The organism is Arthrobacter sp. Z4-13, from assembly GCF_054792705.1.
Window position 1 is genome coordinate 3,785,623 of sequence record NZ_CP096459.1, and the last position, 20,097, is coordinate 3,805,719.

General features: G+C 65.3%; 18 protein-coding genes. 7 read left to right on the forward strand and 11 right to left on the reverse strand.

Annotated elements, in window-relative coordinates:
- Positions 1-46: 46 nt before the first annotated feature.
- Positions 47-334: a YciI family protein gene (locus M1E07_RS19300; RefSeq protein WP_461188211.1), complete on the forward strand. Its 288-nt coding sequence runs from the start codon at positions 47-49 to the stop codon at positions 332-334.
- Here the strand turns inward: M1E07_RS19300 and M1E07_RS19305 are convergent.
- The 10 genes from M1E07_RS19305 to M1E07_RS19350 all read right to left on the reverse strand — a co-directional run bounded on the left by M1E07_RS19305 (position 331) and on the right by M1E07_RS19350 (position 13,379).
- Complete coding sequence (locus M1E07_RS19305; RefSeq protein ID WP_461188212.1) at positions 331-1,137, reverse strand: SGNH/GDSL hydrolase family protein; 807 nt, start codon at positions 1,135-1,137, stop codon at positions 331-333. The genes M1E07_RS19300 and M1E07_RS19305 overlap by 4 nt on opposite strands.
- Positions 1,138-1,486: 349 nt before the next feature.
- Entirely contained in the window at positions 1,487-2,533 is a 1,047-nt protein-coding gene (locus M1E07_RS19310; RefSeq protein WP_461188213.1) for a siderophore-interacting protein, read from the reverse strand.
- Positions 2,530-3,345 (reverse strand): ABC transporter ATP-binding protein, encoded by an 816-nt coding sequence (locus M1E07_RS19315; protein WP_461188214.1) that lies wholly within the window; start codon positions 3,343-3,345, stop codon positions 2,530-2,532. Before M1E07_RS19315 ends, M1E07_RS19310 begins: the two co-directional genes overlap by 4 nt.
- A 1-nt stretch (position 3,346) precedes the next feature.
- Positions 3,347-4,417, reverse strand: a complete 1,071-nt coding sequence (locus M1E07_RS19320; RefSeq protein ID WP_461190444.1) for a FecCD family ABC transporter permease — start codon at positions 4,415-4,417, stop codon at positions 3,347-3,349.
- Between the two features lie 23 nt (positions 4,418-4,440).
- On the reverse strand, positions 4,441-5,532 hold the full coding sequence (locus M1E07_RS19325) for a FecCD family ABC transporter permease (protein ID WP_461188215.1): 1,092 nt from the start codon (positions 5,530-5,532) through the stop codon (positions 4,441-4,443).
- A gap of 10 nt (positions 5,533-5,542) precedes the next feature.
- Positions 5,543-6,634, reverse strand: a complete 1,092-nt coding sequence (locus M1E07_RS19330; protein ID WP_461188216.1) for an ABC transporter substrate-binding protein — start codon at positions 6,632-6,634, stop codon at positions 5,543-5,545.
- Positions 6,635-6,782: 148 nt separating this feature from the next.
- Entirely contained in the window at positions 6,783-7,481 is a 699-nt protein-coding gene (locus tag M1E07_RS19335; RefSeq protein WP_461188217.1) for a hypothetical protein, read from the reverse strand.
- A 182-nt stretch (positions 7,482-7,663) separates the two neighbouring features.
- Positions 7,664-11,143 (reverse strand): ATP-binding protein, encoded by a 3,480-nt coding sequence (locus M1E07_RS19340; RefSeq protein ID WP_461188218.1) that lies wholly within the window; start codon positions 11,141-11,143, stop codon positions 7,664-7,666.
- Positions 11,140-11,928: a DUF4194 domain-containing protein gene (locus M1E07_RS19345; protein ID WP_461188219.1), complete on the reverse strand. Its 789-nt coding sequence runs from the start codon at positions 11,926-11,928 to the stop codon at positions 11,140-11,142. Before M1E07_RS19345 ends, M1E07_RS19340 begins: the two co-directional genes overlap by 4 nt.
- 2 nt (positions 11,929-11,930) lie before the next feature.
- Positions 11,931-13,379, reverse strand: a complete 1,449-nt coding sequence (locus M1E07_RS19350) for a DUF3375 family protein (protein WP_461188220.1) — start codon at positions 13,377-13,379, stop codon at positions 11,931-11,933.
- A 229-nt stretch (positions 13,380-13,608) separates the two neighbouring features.
- Between M1E07_RS19350 and M1E07_RS19355 the strand changes: the two genes are divergently transcribed.
- The 3 genes from M1E07_RS19355 (at position 13,609) to M1E07_RS19365 (ending at position 16,899) form a co-directional block, all read left to right on the forward strand.
- On the forward strand, positions 13,609-13,911 hold the full coding sequence (locus M1E07_RS19355) for a hypothetical protein (protein WP_461188221.1): 303 nt from the start codon (positions 13,609-13,611) through the stop codon (positions 13,909-13,911).
- A 59-nt stretch (positions 13,912-13,970) separates the two neighbouring features.
- Positions 13,971-16,001, forward strand: coding sequence for an acyl-CoA dehydrogenase family protein (locus M1E07_RS19360; protein WP_461188222.1), 2,031 nt, complete (start codon positions 13,971-13,973; stop codon positions 15,999-16,001).
- A gap of 64 nt (positions 16,002-16,065) precedes the next feature.
- Positions 16,066-16,899: a hypothetical protein gene (locus M1E07_RS19365; RefSeq protein ID WP_461188223.1), complete on the forward strand. Its 834-nt coding sequence runs from the start codon at positions 16,066-16,068 to the stop codon at positions 16,897-16,899.
- On the opposite strand, the gene M1E07_RS19370 is transcribed toward M1E07_RS19365, so the two are convergent.
- Entirely contained in the window at positions 16,900-17,298 is a 399-nt protein-coding gene (locus tag M1E07_RS19370; RefSeq protein ID WP_461188224.1) for a YchJ family protein, read from the reverse strand. It lies immediately after the preceding gene.
- A 161-nt stretch (positions 17,299-17,459) separates the two neighbouring features.
- Between M1E07_RS19370 and M1E07_RS19375 the strand changes: the two genes are divergently transcribed.
- From M1E07_RS19375 to M1E07_RS19385, 3 genes are read left to right on the forward strand one after another with little or no spacing between them, the layout of a single operon-like run.
- A complete protein-coding gene (locus tag M1E07_RS19375; protein ID WP_461188225.1) occupies positions 17,460-18,176 on the forward strand; it encodes a hypothetical protein in 717 nt (238 codons plus the stop codon).
- Positions 18,177-18,203: 27 nt separating this feature from the next.
- On the forward strand, positions 18,204-19,208 hold the full coding sequence (locus M1E07_RS19380; RefSeq protein WP_461188226.1) for an aldo/keto reductase family protein: 1,005 nt from the start codon (positions 18,204-18,206) through the stop codon (positions 19,206-19,208).
- Positions 19,209-19,210: 2 nt separating this feature from the next.
- On the forward strand, positions 19,211-20,071 hold the full coding sequence (locus tag M1E07_RS19385) for an SDR family oxidoreductase (protein ID WP_461188227.1): 861 nt from the start codon (positions 19,211-19,213) through the stop codon (positions 20,069-20,071).
- The last annotated feature ends 26 nt before the right edge of the window (positions 20,072-20,097 follow it).

Consider the following 20,097-nt stretch of genomic DNA (forward strand, 5'->3'; position numbering starts at 1 on the left):
CGGTTGATCCTTCAAGTAGCAGCAGTGCCACAGGTAGGCTGGGCGCATGTATGTTGTCTCACTGAGCTACCGGGTTCCGCAGGACATCGTGGATTTCCACAACGACGGGCACATCGCCTGGCTGAAGAAGGCTTTCGACGACGGCGTGTTCATTGCCGCCGGGCGTAAGGTTCCACGGACGGGCGGTATGTTGCTCTCGCGGGCCGACCGCGCGACCCTTGACGCCAGTTTGGCTCAGGACCCCTTCTACTCGAATGGGGTTGCCGACTTCGAGGTGGTGGAATTCCACGCTGCGAGGGTTGCATCGGGTTTCGAGAACCTGCTGGACAGCTAGGACCCCGCACTGCCCGCCAGAGAGCTTGCGGCGATCTTTTTCAGGCCGCCTTTTCGCGGCACCTTGACCGGCTCCGGCCACCGTGGAGTCAGCTGGTCACCTAACGTGACGCCGCGAAGTTTCCGGCCGAATAGCGGCAGGACCCAGTCGTGGACCCAGCGGCGCTGGTGCTGTTCCCACTCCCGCAGGCTGAGCTTTGCCGGCGGTTCCCAGTCCTTGAGCCGGATCTTGTGCGGCACGCCCAGTTGGTCCAGCACCTGGCCCGCAAGGTACTTGTGGCCGGCCTTGGACATGTGCAGGCGGTCCGAGTCCCACATCCGGCGGTCGTGGAAGGCATCCAGGCACCAGTAGTCCACCAGTACCGCACCGTACTTGGCTGCGATGGCCCGAACCTGCTGGTTGTAGAAGTTGTTGCGCTTCTTCAACGGCTCCAGGAGTGCCGATACTTTCACGTCGAAACCGGTGAAGAGCACAAGCGTGGCACCTGTTGCCGCGAGCCGCGCCACGAGCTTCTCGTAATCGGCCATGAGCGCGGCCATGTCCGTCTTCACGTCCAGGATGTCGTTGCCGCCTGCGTAGAGCGTGACCAGGGCGGGCCGCATGCTCAGCGCCGGTTCCAGCTGCTCGCCCATTACGTGCCTTAGCCGTTTGCTCCTGATCGCAAGGTTCGCGTACCGCCATCCCGGCTGTGCCTTGGCGAGCTTTTCCGCCACTCGGTCGGCCCAGCCCCGAACCCCATTAGGTAACCGCTCGTCCCGGTCCCCGACCCCCTCAGTGAACGAGTCCCCCAGTGCAACAAACACGCGCCGCCCAGACTCAGGAAGCAAAGGTTGGGGACGCACCAGCCCAACCTAGCCATCAAAAGAAAAGGAAGAACGACGCCGGGATGAACAGGACGTGATGCCGGGTTCCGCGCTTTGCAGCAGGACGTGATGGCGCCTTCCCGGTATCACCGCAGGATCTGATGGCGCGTTCGGGAAAAAGCTGCAACACGTGATGCCGCGTTCCGGGTTTCACTGCAGGACGTGATGGCGCGTCAGGGGCCGGCGGCAAGTAGTCAGGCGGCGGGAGGGACATCCGGCAGCGTGCGTCTAAGCGAGGAACGAGCGAGCACGCAGAGGATGTGCCTCCCGCCACCCAAGTCCGGGAAACTTAGCCCTCGGCCTTGCCCTGACGCCAGTACCCCATGAAAGCAACCTGCTTCCGGTCAATCCCAACGTCCCGGACAAGGTACCGGCGCATGTCCTTGATGACGGCGGCTTCGCCGGCGATCCAGGCGTAGAAGGGCATCGCTCCGGCGGGCATGTCGGGGTTTTTGGTGGCCTGGATTTCGGCCGTCTCCATCCGCTGGGGAGTCTCCCAGAGGATGTCCACGTCCACGTTGACGTCCTCTGGCTCGGGGCCAGCGCCGCCGTCGGCCGCTTTGATTCCCACCCAACCGGGCACCGGGACTGCCTTGCGGACGGCGTCCTGAAGCAGTTCGCCGTGCGGCCGGGACCGTCCAATCGCGGCGCCCCGCGCCAGCCAGGTGATCTCGATGTCAGCGGGTGAGGAGAGTTCGAGGAAGTCACCTGCTTCCGGGACTTCCAGGAAGGCGTGCCCGGTCATGTAGTCGGGCAATCCTTCAAGAATCGCGGAAATGGCGGGGATGGCTGTCTCGTCGCCGGCGAGCAGGACACGCTGCGCCAGTCCGGGCCGCCATTCGACTCCGCCGTAGGCCTCCGCCGTCGCGCATTGTGCGGCGCGGTTGTTGGGGCCGATGAGGGTAAGGGCATCCCCGGGCTTGGCATTGAGGGCCCAATTGGCGGCGGGCCCGCCGTTGCCCTGGCTGTCGAAGTGCATCACGAAGTCGACGTCGATCTCGGGGTAGACGGTGTCCAGGCGGGCCTGGCGGACGGTGTAGGTCCGCATGGAGCCGCGCACGGCCGGATCCATGGCCAGCCATTCGCGGTACCAGCCCGCCTGGCTCATCTCGAAGACAGGCAGCGGCAGCGGCGTGCCGTCTGCGGCGAGGGACGGGATCATGAGTTTGATCCGGAGGTCGAGGGTGTCACCGTTGACGCCGAAATCCCGCAGCGAGTACCCGCCGAACGTGATCCTGCGGAAGTTGGGACTGAGTTCCTGCACTGAGGAAACTGTGACCTCGAACGCGAGGGTCATCGGCTCGGTGGAGGCGGCGGAAATATCGCGTGTCTTCATGAAACGAGCTCCAGTTCGTTGGCGGGGACGTGGTGTCGGCCGATGGGAATGATCAGTGGGGTTCCGGAGACGGGATCCGGGATGACGCGGGATTCGAGGCCGAAGACGCTGCGGACCAGCCCCTCGGTGACTACCTCCTGCGGTGCGCCTACTGCCACTACGGCGCCGCCCTTCATGGCAATGACGTTGTCCGCGTAGCGGGCGGCGAGGTTCAGGTCGTGCAGGACGATGGCCACAGTGGTGCCACGCTGGCGGTTCAGGTCCGTCACGAGGTCCAGGACCTCCACCTGGTGTGCCAGGTCAAGGTACGTGGTGGGCTCGTCCAGCAGCAGGACGTCGGTTTCCTGCGCCAAGGCCATGGCGATCCAGACCCGCTGCCGCTGGCCACCCGAAAGTTCGTCCACGTTCCTCTCCGCGAGGGCCAGCGTCTCGGTGGCTTCCAGCGCGCGCTGCACGGCGGCGTCGTCCCTTTCGCTCCAGCTGCGGAAAAAGCCCTGGTGCGGGTAGCGGCCGCGGCCCACGAGGTCGCGGACAACGATGCCGTCAGGAGCGGTGGGGTGCTGCGGGAGCAGGCCAAGGGTGCGGGCCAGTTCCCGCGCCGGGCGCGAGTGGATGTCCTTGCCGTCCAGGGTCACGACGCCGGCCGCGGGCTTGAGGAGCCGGGACAGGCCGCGGAGGAGGGTGGACTTCCCGCAGGCGTTGGCGCCCACGATCATGGTCACCTTGCCCTCGGGAATTTCGGCGGTGAGCCCGTCCACCACGCAGCGCTGATCGTATTTCAGCGTCAGGTCCTTGGCGTTGAGAACTGCCACGTCAGGCGTCCTTTCGGTTGGTTGTGACCAGGAGCCACAGCAGGAACGGGGCACCGAGCGCGCCGGTGATGACACCCACCGGCAGCACGGTGCCGTCCAGCAGCAGGGGCGCAAGATTGGCGGCCACGTAGTCCGCGGCAAGGACAATAACGGCACCCACCAGGGCCGACGCCGGGAGGCTGGCTTTGCCGGTGAAGCGCCGGGCGATGGGCCCAGCCAGGAAGGCGACGAACGAGACCGGGCCGGCTGCCGCCGTCGCGACTGCTGCCAGCGACACCGCGATGATCACCAGCGCCAGGCGCGTGGCACCTACCCGGATGCCCAGCCCGGCAGCGGCATCGGGGCCAAGTTCCAGAATGCGCAGGGGGCCGGCGATGGCAACCACGGCGGGGATCAGGACCGCGAGGGCTAGGGCAAGGACGCCTGCCCGGTCCCAGCTGGCGGAGTTCAGGGACCCGTTGAGCCAGACGAGGGCGTCGGCCGCGGTGCGGATGTCTGCTCGGGTCATCAGGAAGTTGACCACTGCGTGCAGCGCCGCGGCAATCCCTACGCCGGCCAGGATGAGCCGGTTGCCGGCCGCATCGCCACGGCTGGTCCCTCGGATGGCGCCGCTGGAGATGGCGTAGATGAGGGCGGCCACGCATAACGCGCCGCCCAGTGCGGCACCGGAGACCGCTGCGCCGGAGGCACCGAAGATCACGATGGCCACCACGGCGGCAGCACTGGCGCCGTAGCTGATGCCGATGACGTCAGGGCTGGCCAGCGGGTTGCGCAGCATGGTCTGGAACAGGGCGCCGGCCAGGCCGAACGCGAGGCCGATCAGGGTGCCGATGACAGCCCGCGGCAGCTTGTTCTCCATCACGATGAAGCTGGCACCGGGGATCTTTTCACCGCCGGTCAAGTGCGCGAAGAGGATTTTGAAGAAGTCCGGGATGGTCACGGTGAAGGTGCCCAGCAGGACAGCCACGGCGAACAGGATTACGACGATGACGGCCAGGATGGCGGTCCGGTTCAGCACGCGAGATGGCAGAAAACGGCGGTGTTTCGGCGCCGGATTGCCGTCAAGTGTCATCTCGGGCCGGGACTTGAGGAGCGTCACAGTCCGGCCCCCTTGCCACGGCGGATCAGCCAGACGAAAACGGGCGCGCCGACGAGGGCGGTCATGATGCCGGCAGGGACTTCGCCCGGAAGGAGCACCACGCGGCCGATGATGTCTGCACCGAGAAGGAGTACCGGCGCCAGGACAAGTGAAAACGGCAGGATCCAGCGGTAGTCCGGGCCGGTCAGGAACCGTACCGCGTGCGGGATGACCAGACCCACAAAGCCGATCGGACCGGCAAGCGCGGTGGCGGAACCACACAGCAGCACGATTCCGAGGGCAGTGATGCCGCGGACCAGTCCCACGCGCTGGCCGAGCCCGCGTGCAATGTCATCACCAAGGGCCAGGCTGTTGAGGATTCGTCCGGTCAGCAACACGATGAGTGCGCCGGCGGCCAGGAAAGGAAGTCCGGACAGCACCACGGACCAGTCTCGTCCGGCGATTCCGCCCACCTGCCAGAAGCGGAAGCGGTCCAGGGTGTCCTGGCTGGAAACCAGGATGACGTTCATCAGGGAATACAGGCCCGCGTTGAGCGCAGCACCCGCCAGGGCGAGCTTGACGGGCGTGGCACCGTCCCTCCCCAAGGACGCGATGAGGTACACCACGACGGCGGCTGCTGCTGCTCCGACAAAGGCGAACCAGACGTAGCCGGAGAACGTGGCAATACCGAAGACATAGATGCCGGTGACCACAGCCAGCGCAGCGCCGGCGTTGACGCCCATGATGCCAGGGTCGGCCAGCGGATTGCGGGCCACTCCCTGCATGGCTGCGCCCGCAAGGCCCAGGGCGCCGCCGGCCAGGAGGCCAAGGACGGTGCGCGGGATGCGGGCGTGGACCACAGCGTGGTCACCGTTGGCGGAATCGAACTGCGTGAGTGCGTCCCACACGGTGCCCAGGGGAAGACCGCGGGCTCCGACGGCCAGGGAGGCCCCGGCCAGGAGTGCAAGCACGACGACGGCGGCCAGCAGCCAGGCGGCCCGCCTCCCCCCGGAGGCGAGGCCGCGGGAGGGACCGCCTGGTCCTCTCGCCGGCACCTTGGTGCCGGCAACCCCCTCCCGGGAGGCCGCCGTCGTCGTACTGGGCATCATGGAACGGTGCTTACTTCACTGCGTCCGCTGCGGTGGCCAACTGCGGCAGGAACGTGTCCAGCGACCACGGCAGGCTCAGCGGGGAGGCGGCGGAGATGGACAGCGTCAGGGTGTTATCCGAATCGGCAACCAGTGCACCGTTCTTGATGGCCGGGATCTGGCTGAGCAGCGGGTCGGCCTTGATTGCGTCAGCGGTGGAAGCGTCCGGAACCCAGGTCACGAAGACGTCTGACTCAAGCTCGTTGGCCTTCTCCGCGGACCACGCGATGAAGAATTCCTTGGAGCCCTTGGAGCTGTTTTCAACCACCGGAGCCAGCTTCATGCCAATTGCGGAGAGGAACCGGGGACGGTTGTCGGCAGCGGTGTAGACGTTGACGCCGTCACCCTTTGCAGGCTCGAGGTTGCCGTAAATGAAGCTCTTGCCCTCGATCTGCGGGTACTCGGACACCTTGTCCTTGATGGTGGCCTCGGTGTCCGAGACCAGCTTGGCGGCCTCGGCATCCTTGCCAAGGGCCTTGCCAATGATGGACGTGGACTCCTGCCACGGGGTGCCGTAGGCAAGTTCCGGGTGGGCAACCACGGGGGCAATCTCGCTGAGCTTCTTGTAGTCCTCTTCTGTGAGGCCCGAGTATGCCGCAAGGATAACGTCCGGGGTGAGCTTGGCGATCTCGGTGAAGTTGATGCCGTCTGCCTCGGAGTACTGAACCGGGGCCTTGTCCGAGCCGAAGCCGGCGCCGAGGTCCTGGAGGGCTGCGTCCTTCCAGGGGGTGGAGCCCTGGTCGTTGCCGCCCCACTCAACCTTGGGAACGCCGACGGGGACAACACCAAGGGCAATGGCAACGTCGTCATTGACCCAGGAGACGGTGGCTACGCGCGTGGGCTGCTTCTCGATGATGGTTTTACCGAAAACGTGCTCGATGGTCACCGGGAACTGCGAGCTGCTGGAGCTGGAAGCGGTGGAGTCAGTGCTGGAGGTGGCGGGGCCCGTGGAGCAGGCGGAGAGGGTGAGCGCCGCCGCGGCCAGAACGGCGGTGGCCTTGCCGGCGGATTTGAACAGCGTGCGGCGGGTGGCGCTGGGCCCGGAGAAGAGGGGGGAAGTCACGGAACTCCTTAAGTGAATGAAGCGAACCCAAGTAAGGCTAGCCTAGCCTCGCTGCTATTACGCAAGAGTTCCGTAACTTAATCCTCCTCCGTGACGAAGGACACAGCCGTACTGGCGGCAGCCGGCCAGGGGCCGTCGGCCATCCCAGTCAGCGGTAGGAGAAGCTCATCAGCACGGACTTCAGGGCACGGCCCTCATCACTCCAGTACCAGTCTTTCGCCGCCTCATCATTCGCGAACGGCGAATCGGTGAAAAGTACGTCTGCTGTCAAAACGCGGTCCCCGAGCATAATGAGCCCGTCCTGCACCTTTCCGTCCGGCGAGACGGGCAGTCCTGCAGTTAGCCCCATCCGGTAATTCGCCTCGCCGTCACTGCGATCAACAAAGAACGAGGAATGGGGCGTGGGAACAAAGTGCCCCACCAATCCCGGTACCGGGTCCGTCTCGAGTACGGTCCTGCCGGCAGAGCCCGCCACAATGTCTGCGATCGTCCCGTAGTAGATGTTGACCACATCATTGCCGCTGGCGTCGTAAACGGTCGCCGTCCCAACATAAGGGGATTGTGATGGCTCAAAAACTTCTACCCGCCAGTCCGCCGGATGAGCGAAGGAAAGCCGGCCATCCGGGAAGGTGAAGGCTTCCGGCCCCTTGGGCACGGGGGAGGAGGTGGCGGCGGGAACGGGCGCAGGAGCAGCATTTGCGGAGGAAGCGCTGGCTGCCGGCCGGACGGCAGACCCTGTGGACGGGCTGCCGCTCCCGGCCGGGGCGCCTGCCGCGCAGCCGCCGAGGGTCAGTGCGGCCACGGCGGTCGCTGCGAGAAAGAACGTAGTGCGATGTGCTGGGCGCATCGGGTGGCCTTTCAAGAGGACGCCATCATTCTCTTGGGGAACAAGCGGGACCCAGCGTTCCGCAGTACCTATGGGATTTTCTCAGGCGGGGTGAGTTGGTAAGGCCCAGAATGACACAGCGGAAATACCGGCCACCAGACCCGAAGTAATAAATCCATCAATTTGTTATATCGGGTCTCGGATCAGCGCAAGACGATGTCCACCGGGTTGGCCTCGGACCGCCAGGTACCTTCTTCATCAGGCCGTGGCCGGATGACCGGCGCCGTCAGCACCCCTGACCGGTTGGTGCGCTTGTCACGAAGTATTTCGGTCACGGAGCCAAGATGCCGGGACAGATCAATAACGTTCTCCGGTGCAGCAAGAAGCAGCTGGAACCCGAATTCATGCAGCGCCTTGATTCCGGCCCCTGCAAACTCCTCGGACGCCAGCACAAAGGCTTCGTCCATCATCACGGTGCCGTAGGTGGTAAAGCCCTGCTCGGCGATGCCTAGCTGGTAGCTCAGTGCAGCGGCCATGATGAAGGCCGTGAAACGCTGCCGCTCACCGCCGGACATGGATCCCGTGTCCGCGTGCATAAAGACCTCGGTCTTCTTCGCCCCGCCCTTTTTGCCCGTCGCCGGTCCGGCAGCTTCCCGGTGCTCCTTGCACTGGATGAACAGGTGCCCGCGCACATCCAGCACCTCCGCCCGCCACCGCCTGTCCTCCGGCGCCTGCGAGCCCAGCCGCTTCACCAGGGTTTCCAAGGACTTATAGCGGGCGGTGAGCTCGGCGTCGTCATCCCTTTCGCCACTGGCACCTTCGGCGCGGGGACCGTCGGACTTCGCTGGCCGCGTGTGCCGTGCCTTCAGGGCGTTCTGGATGGCGTCCTTAAACTGTTTGGCGGTGGGAGGCAGGGTCTGCTTGATGTCCAGTTCCAGGAAGCTGCCCTCGTGGAAGTTGACCTGCGAGAGGATCCCGTTCAGCGGGAGGATGCGGCTGGTGATGGAGCGGCGTTCCTCATCGAGCAGGTGCAGCAGGGTGCTGAAGGATTCGTGCGTGCGCTGGTTGAAGAACTGCCGGAATTCCGCTTCCTGGGCCGGCAGGCCATCGCTCACAATCGCGTGGTACCGCGTCTCGAACTCGCCGGCCGCACCGATAGTGGTGCCGTGGTCCGCGGATATGGCGCTGCCCCACTCGCGGACGAAGCCTTCGAAAATCCTGGTGAGGCGCTCGGCTGTGGTTTGGCCCCGGGTCTCCGCCGTGTGCAGTTCAGCCAGCAGTGCGGTCCGTACCCGGTTCGCGAGGTTGTCCAGCTCATGCATCTCCGTCACGTCGCCGAAACCAGCAAAGTACTGTTCCAGCGCAGTGACGGTGGCGTCCGACGGCGGCGCCTGCGCAAGGCGCCCGCGGGCGGCTTCCAGCAGGGTATCTGCAGCAGTCAGTTGTTTGTCCAGGGCCTTGTACTCGCTCTGCAGGACCGCGGCCGTTTCGGTGCTGGACTGGTGCTTCTGCCGCACCTCCTCGATGGTCGCACGCAGCGGCTCCAGGTCCGCCTGCGCTGCCAGGGCGTCCTTCAACCGCCGTTCAATCCTGTCGAGATCACCGGCCGCAACTGCCGCCGACACCTGTTCCCAGGAGCGATGGTCCTCGGCGATGCGCCGCAGGGCGTCGAGCTGCCGGCTCATGCCCTGGTGCGAATCCTCCCGGGCCTGTGCCAGCTCCGCGGCTTTGGCCACCTCCTGCCGCAGGTCCGCCACCTGGCCGGCAACGAGTTCCAGCTTGGCGGCATTGTCGAAACCAAGGACGTAATCCTGCCGGCTGGTGAACCGGTCGTCCTTTTCCACGGTGTGGCGGTTGCGCTTGACTACGCCGCCCAGGCTGAGGCCCCGGTCCAGCCGTGCCAGCTCGTCCGGGTCCTCCACGCAGGGGTAGGCGAAGTCCAGCGCGATACGCTCGCGGATCCAGGACCCCGCTTCGCTCGCGACACCCGTGGTGAGGATGTCCAGCTTGGTGAGCAGGTCGCCGTCGTGCACGGCCTCCAGCGCCAGCACCCCACCGGCCAGCGGCTTGGAAACGTCAACCGCCCGCAAGGCGCCGCGCACGTTGTGGTCGTTGAGGTATCGGGTCACTGACGCGAAATGTTCCCCGGGTACCAGCAGGGTGGTGGCGAGGTTGCGGAGCGCTCGCTCGGCGGCGGGGCGCCACTTCTCCTCTCCCTCGGCGAGGTCCATCAGTTCGCCGGCGAACGGCATCCGGTCTTCGGCAACACCGGTGGCGGCGGCAATCGCTGCCCGGTTTTCAATGCTCGACGGCGGCAGCAGCGACTTGCGCGTCTTGAGCGACACGAGCTCCTGCTCAGCCGCGGCCAGCTCGCGCTTCTTGGTTGCGTGGGCGTCGAAAGCTTCAAACCGGAGTTCCTGCAGGGCCTGCGAATCGTCTTTAAGCTCTGCCGACCTTGCCGCCGCCTGCTCGTGCGCCTGTTCCCACCCCTCGGCGGTCCACTCGAGTTCGAGGCCGGCGTCGGTCAGCGCCTGGCGCGCCGCCTCCTCCACCTGCTGGCGGAGCTTCAGGCCCACCCGGGCGTTGTCCAGGGATTGCTCGATGGCGGAGATGGCGTTGCCGCCCTGGTTGTTGTAATCCGCCTCCAGCTGGCGCAGCTCCTTGGCCAGCTCGTCCCGGACTGCGCGCTCAGCCCCAAGCTCCTTTGCTTTCGCCTGGGCGAGCTCCTTGAAGCGGACCAGCATTTTTTGATGGACCGTGACGGCCAGCTGCTGCTTGTAGGCCTCGAATTCCTCTCCGGAAAGGTCCCGCAGCCGGTTCGCGTCCAGCAGCGCCTGCGCATACTCCCTGTTCAGCCCGGGAACCGGCGCCAACTGGTCCCGCTGCTGCCGGACGTCCTCCAACCGCTGCCGGATGGACATCAGGTTGCTGAACTCCTCGACCACGTCGTCTGCGGCGCCGAGCGTGGCCGGGGCGTCCAGGACCTGGTCGCGGAAGAAGGTGTTGACGCTGCCACCCAGCCCCTTGCCTGCCTGAATCACGCGCAAAAGCGGCAGGGCCTGGTCCGAGTTGATGCCGAGGAGCCGGCGGAACCGTTCCGCGAAGGCCTTGTGGACGTCGAAGACCTGGGCCTCCGGGAAGATTGTCTCGAGGGCTGCCTTGGTGAACCGCTTGTCCGCGATGCCCTCAAGGGCCTCAAGGTCCAGAGGCCCGTGGTCCATAAGGTAAAAACGTCCGACACTCGACTCCGTGCCGTTCTTCGGCAGGTCAAACAGCGCCGAAACCGTCACCCGCGTGCCGGCGGCGTTGTCAAACGTCAGCGCGACGGCGGACCAGGTGGCACCCGGACGCTGGAAGGCACTCGCCGAGCCCTCCCCCACAGCCTTGTCGCCCACCTTGCCGCGCATGTACGTGAACGTGGTCCGCTTGTCCTCGACGGCCCCGCCCGATCGCTGGGCGGCCGCTTCATTGGACCTCGGCCTCGCATCGAAGACCCGCAGCATGGCGTCGAACAGCGTGGACTTACCGACGCCCGAGTTACCCGTGAGCAGTGTGCCGTTGCGGTCCACATGCATTGTGTGCGCCCCGTGGAACGTGCCCCAGTTCACCACCTGCACCAGCGCAAGGCGCATCTGGCCCGGGTTCGTCAGCTCGCCCATTGGCAGCATGGCTGCGATGCTCACTGTACGTCCTCCGCTTCGGTTGCATCCTCGGGTTCCGCAGGTTCAACCGTCGTTTCCATGTCCAGCTCTATGAGCGCCTCGGTGCCGGCGGGGTCTGTGGTGGCTGCTGCCAGGGCTTCTATCTGGGCTGGGATGTCGCCGATGTTTTCGAAGGGCAGGGCCAGGGGCAGGGCATTGGAGATGGTGTAGACGTCGTCCAGGCCGCTGGGGAGGAGGAGTTGGCGGGCCAGGAGCTTGGTGATGGCCCGGTTCACCACGTCGGAGTCGCGGAGCGCGTCCTGCTGGCCTGCGGGCTGGTAGTGGGTCACGAGGTCGGCGATTTCCTCGCGTGTGATGGTGGGATCTGTCTGGGCGGTCACGTGCCGGTCGAGCAGCAGCCGCATCCGCAGCAGGACAATGGTCTCCACACGGCTGAGCGCACGCTGCTGCCTCAGGATGCTGGAGCGGGTACCGCCTCCGATGGCGTCCGGGTCCACCGGGCGCAGGACGGCAATCTTTCGTTCATGGTCCAGCTGCATCGTAAGGAACAGCTCGGACAGGCGGCTGCGCAGGATGATCTGGTTATCCAGCAAAACGGTCCAGAGCTTCTCATCCCGGCCACCGTCCACGTACGGACCTTTGAGCAGTTTCACCAGCGCCTGCCGCACTTTCATGGAGAGTACGCCGGTATCACCCGGGAAAAGGGCGGCGCCGTCGATGAACGTGTCGCGGGGGGTGATTCCTCCGGTGAAAGGTCGCTCAGCGCCAGATGCCGCTGGACTCGCAGCGTTTGTTACTTCAGTCATCGTCAATCCTTTGGAAGCGTGACCAGCGGCAGGTAGGCCCTGCGCGTGGTGCCGTCTATCTGTTCGAAGTCCAGGGCGTCGAGGGCATCCTTGTCGAAGCCTGCCCCTGCGTGCAGGGCATGCGAGAGGAGCGCCCGGATGGTGTTGATGTGCTGTTCCTCCGGCGGCAGCTGGTGCCACGCCTCGGAAAGGGTGGAAGCGCCCGCCATCGCAGACTTGATGACTTCCGGCTTCGCCTTTCCGGTCCTCAGCGAGCGCACCCGGTCCGAGTCACTGAAGGCGATGGGGTCGGCAAGTTTTGGTGGCGCGGCGAACTCGTCCGGGTCGAAGAGCTTCACCATGGACAGCGACTCGAACCCTGCGTTAAAGAGGACAGGTCCGCGGACCAGGCCGGGACGTTCCCGCTCATACGGAAGGGACCTGATAGCCTGCTCGGCTTCCCGGAGGACCTGCCGGAGCCGGACCGACTGGCGGAAGTCGTCACTCTGGACGTAGGTGTTGAGGCTTTCGCTGAGCTTGCCGTAAATCCGCTGGATCTGGCTGTGCTGCTGGCGGAGCTCTGCCACCAGGTTTTTCATGGTTTCCCGGTCCTCGGATGAGAGGTCGTCCGCGAACTGCCGGCTAAGGACCTCACCGATCGCCGACCGGAACCTCAACTGCTGCTGCGGATCCTCCAGGAAGGCCGTGAAGGAACGGAAGGTCCTGCCCTCCGGGCTCTGGCGCAGTCGCTTGTCTGCCTCCAGCACCTGGGCCATCGTGGCGCCCTTGGTCAGTGACTCCTCGATGATCTGGTTGCGCAGCCCGCCCACCAGTTCCTCGATCCGGTCACGCATCTTTTTGTAATCGGCTGGCAGGCTCGCGGCCAGATCCAGGATGTTCCCGGCAGCTTCCACCGCTTCGTCGTCATCCAGCAGGCCGTCAAACTCGCCGGAGCTGATGTCCTGGATCAGTTGCCGACGCTCTTCGATCTCGTCTTCCAGTGACTCCAGGCGGGCGCTCTGGTCCGGGTTGGTCTCGTTGGCGAGCTTCTCGACGTCGCCCAACAGCGTGCCCAGGCGCGAACCATTGAGGGTGGAACGCTCGCTGGAAAGGCTGTCCAGGAAGGCGAGCACGCGGGCCGCCGGCTCGGTGACCTCGTAAATGATCTGGCCCGACTGGTTCCGCCGCGTCAGGAATTGCCGGCGCGTCCACTCGTCGCCAAAGGCCTTCCCGTTGGCGCCGCCTCCGAGGCCGGGCTCCTGCCGGCGGAGCTCCTCAAGGAAGGAGTCGACGTCGGCGTGGAACTCCTCAAGCGGCAGCTGAGGCCTGGCGCGGGTAAAGGACGCCTGCAGCACCGCGATCACCCAAGGGGCAGAACGCGTCAGCGCCCAGGCGGGTCCTTTGGTCAGGAGTTCGAGGTCCCGGAGCCGGGCGCTGATGGCGTCAGCGGATGACCTGGCGGAGCGGGGCACACACTCTCCTTGGGCTGTTGAGGGGGCTGGGGCAGGGCTCCAAACGGAAAACTGCCAACAACAAGGTTAACGCAGGCGGCCGCGACCGCTCCGTGACCTACTTCGGCGTAGTATTTCGATCCAATATCAACAGTCACTTCAGTCCCATGCGCCCCTAGCTTGGCGCGCAACCTGCCCCTACGCTCGTGCTACTGACTTCAGGGCAAGCAACGTCGCAGCAGGGGGATTCATGCAGTTCGATCTAAGCTCGGTGGAAACCGCCACCTTGGTATTCGCGGGCACACTGGTGTTCGCGCTGATCCTGGCCGCTTTTGTGCTCACGGCAGGACTGGTGGCGTTAGTGTTGCTGGGCACGGGAAAGCTCGCCTGGACAGTGGTTTCCACGTCGCTCCTGGCCGTGGTCCACGGCATCAACGCCGGCTGGGACCGGCTGGTGCACCGCGCGTCTGCATTCGACACCGCCGGGGACTTTCAGGGGCAGTCCTCCCCTAGCACGGGAACCTACCCGCGGGTAATATTGAGAGACAGCTGAAGGGTTCTCCAACCCGGCGGATCCTGGCTAAGAAAGCTATCCGGCCAAGGAGATAACCCATGAGCTCCGCCACTGACAGCCCCTCAAAGACCAGCCCCGCCAACGGCAAAACCCCAACAGATGCCCCCGCCGGGGAAACCCCGGTCCCCGCAGGCAAGATCGGCGCGGGCGTCACCGCAGACGAGGCGCGCGCCGTAACAGAGGCCGCCCGGGAAACCACCTGGGACCGCCCCAGCTTCGCCAAGGGGCTCTACCTCGGCAGTTTTGACCTCAGCCTTGTCCACCCCTGGCCCACGCCGGACCGGGAGGATGTGGAACGGGGCGATGCCTTCATGGCGCGACTCACGGAATTCGCGGGCACCCTGGACGGGCGGGTCATAGAGCGGGACGCCAAGATTCCCGACGAATACCTTCGGGGCCTGGCAGACCTTGGCGTCTTCGGGATGAAAATTCCGCAGGAATACGGCGGCCTGGGATTGTCCCTGGTGTATTACGGGCGCGCCCTGGCACTCCTGGGGAGCGTCCACCCGAGTTTGGGGGCCCTGCTTTCCGCGCACCAGTCCATCGGCGTGCCTGAACCGGTGAAGGTGTTCGGAACGCCGGAACAAAAGCGCAAATACCTGCCGCGGTGCGCCGCCGGGGCCATCACGGCATACCTTCTGACTGAACCGGACGTCGGCAGCGATCCCGCCAGGATGGGCAGTACAGCGGTCCCCACGGACGACGGCGGGTCCTACGTTCTGGACGGTGTGAAACTTTGGACCACCAACGGCGTGATTGCGGAGCTGGTAGTGGTGATGGCAGTCGTTCCGGCTCGCACCGGCGCAGACGGCACCCTGCACAAGGGCGGCATCAGCGCCTTTGTGGTCGAGATGGACTCTCCAGGCATCACCGTGGAGAACCGGAACGCCTTTATGGGGCTGCGCGGTATTGAAAACGGGGTGACCCGGTTCCACCAGGTGCGCGTGCCGGCGGAGAACCGCCTGGGACGCGAGGGCCAGGGCCTGAAAATAGCGCTCACCACCCTCAATACGGGCCGGCTTTCGATCCCGGGTCTGTGCGTCGGCTCAGGCCGCTGGAGCCTCAAGATCGCCCGTGAATGGTCCAACGCCCGTGTTCAGTGGGGCCAGCCGGTGGGCAAGCACGAGGCCGTCAGCAAGAAGATTGCTTTTATCGCCGCTTCCGCCTTTGCCCTGGACGCCGTGTTCGAGCTCTCCGCAGAACTCGCCGACGCCGGCCAGAAGGACGTGCGCATAGAAGCTGCCCTCGCGAAGCTGTGGTCTACGGAGATCAGCTGCCGGATCGCAGACGAACTGGTTCAAATCCGTGGTGGGCGGGGTTTTGAGACGGCCGAGTCGCTGGCTGCTCGCGGAGAACGCGCCGTACCGGCGGAGCAGCAACTGCGCGACCTCCGGATCAACCGCATCTTCGAAGGTTCCTCGGAGATCATGAAACTCCTCATCGCCCGCGAAGCGGTGGACGCCCACCTGGCCGCCGCCGGCGACCTTGCCTCGCTCACCGCGAGCCTGCAGGAGAAAGCGAAGGCCGCCGTCGGCGCTTCAGGCTTTTACGCCAAGTGGCTGCCCAGGCTCGTGGCCGGTGCGGGCATGGATCCGCGCTCATACAGCGAGTTCGGCCGGCTGGCCAAGCACCTGCGCTTTGTCGAGAGGTCTTCGCGCAGGCTGGCCCGCCAGACGTTCTACGGCATGGGCCGCTGGCAGGCGAACCTGGCGCACAAGCAGGCATTCCTTGGCCGGGTGGTGGACATCGGCGCGGAACTGTTCGCCATGACAGCGTGCTGTTCACGCGCGGAGATGCTGCTTCACACTTCCCCGGGAAAGGCCGCCAGCGGTTACGAACTCGCGGAGGCGTACTGCGAGCAGGCCCGCGTGCGGGTTGATGAATACTTCGACCAGCTGTGGCGCAACACGGACGACGGCGACCACCGGCTGACGCGGAAGGTCCTCGCCGGCGACTACACGTGGCTGGAGGCCGGCGTCCTGGACCAGTCTGAAGGCACTGGCCCGTGGATCGCGGACGCCTCCCCAGGGCCCTCCCGGAAGGAAAACCTGCACCGCAACTACCGGTGACGGCACTGGTCACAAAATAGTAAGCATCCTTGCTATCTCGATGGGTGGATGGTTGAGTTGAGCCATGAGCAGCTCAACGGACCCAGAGAACCTGCCCCCGCGACGTGCCCGGGAGAACGCTGACGGGAGCGGAAGTTACCGTGCCGCGGCTGATGATGATGCCACCCGCACCTTTGACCGGGCGCCGGCAGCCGATGCCACACCAACCTCCGCCTACGACCGCGTGCCGGAGTCCCGCGCCGGGGCATCCGGCCCCTCCGCAGAGCGGGACTATGTCCCGGCAGCCTCGGGATCTGCAGTGGATCCACATCTGACAGACCGGCAGACCGCCGTCGCCAGGGAAAAGGACCGGTTCGGCGGCATCAAGGTGGGCTCGGCCTTCTTCGGCTGGCTGACCGCCACCGGCATGGCTGTGCTGCTGACCGCCCTTGTTGCAGCGGCCGGAACTGCGGTGGGCCTTGCCACCAACACCGATGTCAATGAAGCCGTGAACCAGGCGGCCTCAAACACCGGCACCGTTGGCCTGGTGGGCATCATCGTCCTGCTGGTCATCCTGCTCCTCTCCTATTACTGCGGCGGTTACGTGGCAGGACGCATGGCGCGCTTCAACGGCGCCAAGCAAGGCCTCATGGTGTGGATCTGGGCGCTGATCGTGGCGGTCCTGATCGCCATCCTGGGCCTCGTGGCCGGACAGCAGTTCAACGTGCTGGCCAACCTCAACAGCTTCCCGCGGATCCCTGTGAATGAAGGGCAGCTGACCACCACGAGCATCATCGCCGCCGTCGTGGTGGCACTGGTGGCACTCGCCGGTGCAGTGCTCGGCGGACTGGCAGGCATGCGGTTTCACCGCAAGGTGGACCGGGCGGGCTTCACTCCGGACCAGGATTACAACGAATAGTCAGGCCAAGATTTTCCCGTCCACGTAAAACCAGCGGCCGTTTTCCCGGACAAACCGGCTCACTTCGTGATGCGTGCCGCGCTCGGAGCCGCGCCGGAACCAGGCTTTGAACTCCACCGTCCCCTGAACGTCCAGTGGGCCCCCGCGGTTGGTGGAGACGATGTCCAGGCGCCGCCATTGCAGGTCCGGGTCAAGGTCCAGATTCGCGGGGACCTCCCCCGGGTGCCAGGTGCGCAGCAGATAGGACCCGTCCAAGAGCACAAACGCACTGTAGCGGGACCGCATCAGCTGCTCTGCAGTGGCTGCTTCTGCCTCACCGGAGTGGAACCTCCCGCAGCACCCGCGGTACTGCTCGCCGGACAGGCACATGCAGTTTTCCAGTCCCCGGTCTTCAGCCATGACCTGATGTTGTCATATCGGGTAACAGCTTTGAAACAACACTGGACGCGCCCCTCCGCCCGTCGGCACGGCGCGGCAAAAATCCGTATGGTGGAGAAGGAGCTCTGGCCGCGGCAGGGGTGCGGATGCGGGCTTCGCGGCCGGCAGAGAGGAGAGATGACATGGAAAATCCAGATACGCTCGTCCTCAACCTGACCTTTTTGGGCACTGTGGGAGTGGCTTTCCTGATGTTCCTGGTCCTCTTCCTGCTCGGCGTCATCACGCTGTTACTCGCGGGGATAGGCAGGCTCGCCGTCGTCATGCTGATGGCCTTGTTCGGCCGGCGCGCCCCAAGGGAGAGCATTCCCCAGCCCGCCGTCAAAACCCCGAAACCCCAGCGGAAGCCGCGGGATTGGCGGGCTGCGCTTAAGCCCGCGCACTTGCGCGCGGCGCTGCGCACCGCCGTCGTACATCACCCCGCAGTGACTGCCGCACGGCCGGTTCCCCCCGTCCTTGCCGAGGACTGGGCCTCCGCTGTTGCTGAGGCGGACGCGAGGGCAATCGCGCGGGCGCGGGCGGCGGCACCGGAAATCAAGCTTTCAGTGCGGGATCTGCCCGATCCCCGCGTGCCTGCCGACAAGGTGGTGGAGGTTGCACCGCTCGTGGAATCGGCGCTGGACAACCACCGCCCGGGCCGGGTGCCGCGGTCGTTCAAAAAGGCGAAGGCTTCGCGTCCGTTGGCTCCTCTGGACACGGGATCACTGGTGTCCTTGTCCGGCCGCGCGCAGGCTCAGGCGCTCAAAGGCGCCTCTCCCAAGGACACAGCCAGCAAGGGAACCGCTCCCAAAGGCTCTTCATCCAAGGGCGATCCTCATCTGGGCAAACAGCCCTTACCCTGAGCAACCATCTGGGTTAGCGTGAAACCCATGGAATTCAGATACCTCGGAAACAGCGGCTTCAAAGTCTCGGAAATCACCTTCGGCAACTGGCTCACGCACGGCTCACAGGTGGAGAACGACGTCGCCTCCCAGTGTGTGGGCGCTGCCCTGGATGCAGGCATCAGCACCTTCGACACTGCGGACGTGTATGCCAACACGGCTGCGGAAACGGTCCTCGGCGAAGCCCTGAAGGGCGAGCGCCGCGAGTCCATAGAGATCTTCACCAAGGTCTTCGGCGCTACCGGACCCAAGGGCAAAAACGATCTGGGCCTGTCCCGCAAGCACATCATGGAATCCATCAACGGTTCGCTGCGCAGGCTGCAGACGGACTATGTGGACCTGTACCAGGCACACCGCTACGACTTCGAAACACCGCTTGAAGAGACCATGCAGGCCTTTGCGGACATCGTCCGGCAGGGGAAAGCCCTGTACATCGGCGTCAGCGAATGGTCGGCCGACCAGCTCCGCGCAGGCCACGCTTTGTCCAAGGAACTCGGTTTCCAGCTCATCTCCAACCAGCCGCAGTACTCCATGCTGTGGCGCGTCATCGAGGCCGAGGTTGTGCCGGCGTCGGAGGAACTGGGCGTGTCCCAGATCGTTTGGTCACCCATGGCCCAGGGCGTCCTCAGCGGCAAGTACCTTCCCGGCCAGCCCGCCCCGGAAGGCAGCCGGGCCACGGACCAGAAGGGCGGCGCCAAGATGATCGAGCGCTGGATGCGTGACGACGTCCTTGCCGGGGTCCAGGAGCTCAAGCCCGTCGCGGAGGAAGCCGGACTTTCGATGCCGCAACTGGCCGTGGCCTGGGTGCTGCAGAACCCCAACGTCGCTTCGGCCATCATTGGTGCTTCCCGGCCCGAGCAGATTGCGGACAGTGTTGTGGCGGCAGGGGTGAAACTGGAACCTGAGGTGCTGAAAAAGATTGACGACGCCATCGGCTCCCTGGCCGAACGTGATCCTGAGCAGACCAAGTCCCCGGCCAAGCGGGAACACTAAGCGTGGCTTCCAGTTCGGAACTGCCGGACCTCGCCGTCACCGGTTCCACGGGCGGCGTGGGCGGAATGGTGGCACGTCAGCTTTCCGCCGCCGAATCTGCCCAGCGCCTCCTGGTCCGTGATGCCCGCCGTGCACCAGGGCTGGAGAACGCTCCGGCAGTGGTGTGCAGCTACTCGGACTCACCTGCTGCCCGGGCGGCCCTGGAAGGGGTCAAAGTCCTGTTCATGGTGTCGGCTGCGGAGACCGAGGACCGGCTGCAGCAGCACTGCGCCTTTGTGGACGCGGCCACCGAAGCGGGCGTGCAGCATGTTGTGTACACCTCGTTTTATGGCACGGCGCCGGATGCAACCTTCACGCTGGCCCGGGACCACTACGGCACGGAGCAGCACATTCGGGAGTCGGGGATGGACTACACGTTCCTGCGGGACAGCTTCTACCTCGATTTCCTGCCGCTTCTGGCAGGGGAGGACGGCGTGATCCGCGGGCCTGCCGGCAAGGGCGTGTTTTCGGGGGTCGCCCGGGAGGACGTAGCGCGCTGCGCCGTGGCGGTGTTGCGCGATCCCGCCATCCATAAGGGAAAGACGTACAACCTGACAGGCCCTGAGGAACTGACCCTGGCGGACGCTGCCCGGATCGTTACCGACGGAACAGGGCGAACCATCACCTACCAGCCGGAAACGGTGGAGGAAGCCTACGCATCCCGCGCGTCTTACGGTGCGCCCCCCTGGCAGGTGGATGCGTGGGTCAGCACCTACACGGCGATGGCAGCCGGGGAAATGGCAGGAATTTCACCCGATGTCCATGGGCTGACCGGGCAGGATCCAATCGGCTTGGCTGAGTTCCTGAAGCAGCCGCAGCTGTAGCGGCAGCACAGCACTTTGGGCGTTGA